The organism is Pseudonocardia pini (genome assembly GCF_013870575.1).
Classification (GTDB): domain Bacteria; phylum Actinomycetota; class Actinomycetes; order Mycobacteriales; family Pseudonocardiaceae; genus Pseudonocardia; species Pseudonocardia pini.
Map to the genome: position 1 here is coordinate 1 of NZ_JACBXB010000651.1, position 3,249 is coordinate 3,249.

Below are 3,249 nucleotides of genomic sequence, written 5' to 3' on the forward strand. Positions count from 1 at the left end.
CGGATCGGCCAGGAGCCCGCGGGCGGGAACAGCCCCTCCAGCCCACCGCTCTGCGGGCCGACCGACGTGCGGAGCAGCTCCTGGAACGCGTCGTACTGGGCGACCGCCTCGACGACGTCCCCCTTCGCGAGCAGGGCCTCGATCAGGGCGCGGCGCGCGCTCTCCCGGCTGGGGGCGGCGGCGACGGCGATCTCGGCGATCTCGACGGCGTCCGTGTGGAGGCCGGAGGCGCTGAGCTTGAGGGAGACCTCCTCGAGGGAGGCGAGCCGGAGCTGGCGGAAGCGTTCGCGCTCGACGGCGATCCACGGCGAGGTCCACGAGGGCAGGATGTCCTCGGACAGCAGGTCCACGGCGGGGCGCTCGGTCAGCCTGCCGCCGCCGGAGAAGGCCCGGACCAGCAGCATCGCGTCGGACAGGTCGACCTCGACCTCGTCCGCGAGCGCCAGCGGGGCGGAGGTGTCGGCGGCGTCGCCCGCCAGGAGGCCGGGGACGTCGATCCCGGAGACGGCCTCGGCGAGCAGCCGGGCGGCGGCCTCGGGCGCCACGCCGGGCCACAGGTCGGCGGCGAGCCCCACACGGGACTGCGGACGTCGGTGCACGGCGAGGTACGCGACGACGCGGCGGGAGTCCACACTCAACGGCACGGTGGTGCCGTCGGAGGTGAGACCGAAGGACCCGAGTACCGCGATGCGGTGGCTCGGACACTCCGAGAAGGATCGGCGGTGACCGTTAGACATGGTGATCCCAAATGTGGTGGAACGCTGCTGTTGACCCGTGGGCGGCCTCATGGGCCCCGGCCCGTCGAACAGTGTTCTCCGGTCGACGCCGATTGCCAAGAGGCTGTTTCGTCACAGTTACGATCTGCACGTACCTATATGACAAGCCGCAGGTACAGCCGTTTGGGTGACGATCCGTAGCGATCTTAAACCACCCTGTGCCCGATCACCGTCAGGGGGTCGCGTGCAGCCGCACGTGGGTGCCCGCGCCGTCCTGCCACACGTGCAGCAGGTCGCACAGCTGGCGCGCGATCCACACTCCGCGGCCCCTCGGGTCCGCCGGGTGCGGCGCCACCATGCCGGGCAGCGGCTCGGTGAGGTGCCCGACGTCGTGCACCTCGCAGACCAGCCCGCCGCTGGTGGCCCACAGCTGGATCTCGGCCTGCGGCGACCCGTGCTCGACGGCGTTCGTCGCCACCTCGTTCACCGCGAGCACCAGGTCCTCCGACCGGACCGGGTCGAAGCCGAGGGCGGGCGCGAGCCGCGCCACCATGCCGCGGACCTCGTGCAGCTGCCAGGAGTTGTAGCGGTGGGTCAGGTCCGGTGGGCCGAGCACCAGGGGCGCGCTGGGGTCGCGGTCGCGCAGCACCTCGCGCGGGCACCGGTGCTGCGGGTTCTCGTGCAGCACGCCGTCGACCAGCTCGTACGGGTGGTTGACCCGGGCGCCGTCGAGCACCTCGAGGTGCAGCGGGAAGCCCGGGAACAGGCAGACCAGGTCGACCGGCAGGTCGCCGAGGGCCACGTTCAGCGCCGCGTCCAGCTCGGTCCAGTAGCCGCCGTCGACGCCGTCGAGCGCCGGGTCGTGCGCGGACAGGACCGTGACGCCCGCGTCGCTCTGCACCAGCGAACGCAGCTCCCGGGCACGCAGCGCCGCGGTGGTCTGGCCGGACCCGCCGCTCGACCCGCGCGGCGAGGCCAACGTGGCGACACCCGCGTGCCCGACCGCCGCGAACACGGCCTCCTCGATCTCCGCGGGCACGGCGAGCGCGAGCCGCTCGCCGCGGCGCACGGTGTCCCGCGCGAAGGCGACGGCGCGTTCGAGCTGGTCGGCGGGCCCGTCGTGGAACTGGACGGCGTGGCGCAGCCGGGTGGTCTCGGGAACCCGGGACTCGACCTTCACGCGTCCACCTCCGGCACGGCGACCTCTGCCGGGACGCCCTCGCGAACCTCGTCCTCCGCGGCGGGGGACCCCGCAGCAGTGGCCTCCGGAGCGGTGGGGTCCGGAGCGGTGGGGTCCGGAGCGGTGGGGTCCGGCGCGGTGGGGTCCGGCGCGGTGGGGTCCCGCGCGCCGGCCTCCCGAGCGGTGGACTCCGGATCGGCGGCGACCGGCCGGCTCGGGGTGGGCGGCGCGACCCGCGCCTCGCGGACCACCAGCTGCGCGGCGAAGGGCGCCCCGCACCGGTCCAGCACGCGCAGCACCGCGGGCCGGACGTCGGCGAGCACCAGCCGGTGGCTGGAGGGGAACTCCTCGGCCGCGTGCACCAGCACCACGGCCCCCGCGACGTCGAGGAACCGCAGCGACGCCAGGTTCAGCTCGATGTCGGTGTCCTCGTCCGCGCGGCGCAGCGCGCGGTCCAGCGTCTCGCCGATGATCCGGTGGATCATCGGCCGGTTGCTGTGGTCCGCCTCGCCGGCGAGCCGGACGGAGGTGTCGCCGGTCTGGGTGATGCGCAGCAGCCCGTCGTCGTAGGCGGCCGGGGTGGTCAGCTCGTCCCGGTGGACGCCGCGCATCTGCTCGATCTGCGAGTCCGTGTAGTGGGCGTGGTCGTAGAGGCACAGCGCGGTGAGCCTGCGCTCGGCCACCACCTCGTCGAGCGCCGCGTCGTAGGCCGTGAGCGGGATGCCCGCCGGGGTCGACGCCCCATAGCTCATCTGGCCGGTCATCCGAAACCCCGACCAGCCCTGGGCGATCGAGCCGTCCACATAGGAGTGCAGCAGGGACCGGACGTCCCCGACGGGAGAGCGGAACGCCCCGCGCGTCACGTCCGCCGAGACGACCTGCAGCTGCCCGCTGCGGAGCGGGTTCGCCACCGGGGTCCGGTCCTCGGTGAGCCGGTCCAGCACGCGCTCGGCCGTGCCGTCGTCGAAGTAGACGACCTTCTCGTTGCGGGCCAGCCCGCTCGCGAGGAACCGCGCCGTGAGCTCCCAGAGGCCCTCGTCGCTGACCGGCACCGCGCAGGCGTGATCGCCGGAGCGCAGGTCCTCTGCCGATCGCACGTTCACGTCGCCGTTTCCGGGTCCTCTACTCGTCGTGGTCGAGCACCAGCCTACGGCCACGACCGGGGGTCACCCGTCCCGCGAACGGGGCACGACCGCCGAGCTGCGAACCCGTCGCGACGAGCGGCGGGACGAGCGGTCGGTCTCAGGGGACCAACGGTGGCACCGGCGCGACCACCAGGTGCGGACCGGGTTCGGCCGAGGCCCTGCGCAGTGCCTCGGCCAGCTCCTCCGCGGACTCCGCGCGGCTCGCGGG

At 74.0% G+C, this 3,249-nt stretch carries 3 protein-coding genes; all 3 read right to left on the bottom strand.

From position 1 onward, the window contains the following. The coding region (locus H5J29_RS36355) for an AfsR/SARP family transcriptional regulator (protein ID WP_181783737.1) at positions 1-632 on the bottom strand (632 nt) is incomplete at its 3' end. Between the two features lie 316 nt (positions 633-948). Continuing rightward, positions 949-1,896, bottom strand: coding sequence for an ATP-binding protein (locus H5J29_RS35970; RefSeq protein WP_181783738.1), 948 nt, complete (start codon positions 1,894-1,896; stop codon positions 949-951). Continuing rightward, positions 1,893-2,999, bottom strand: a complete 1,107-nt coding sequence (locus tag H5J29_RS26540) for an MEDS domain-containing protein (protein WP_312858421.1) — start codon at positions 2,997-2,999, stop codon at positions 1,893-1,895. The genes H5J29_RS35970 and H5J29_RS26540 overlap by 4 nt, the downstream gene beginning before the upstream one ends. Positions 3,000-3,249 lie beyond the last annotated feature (250 nt).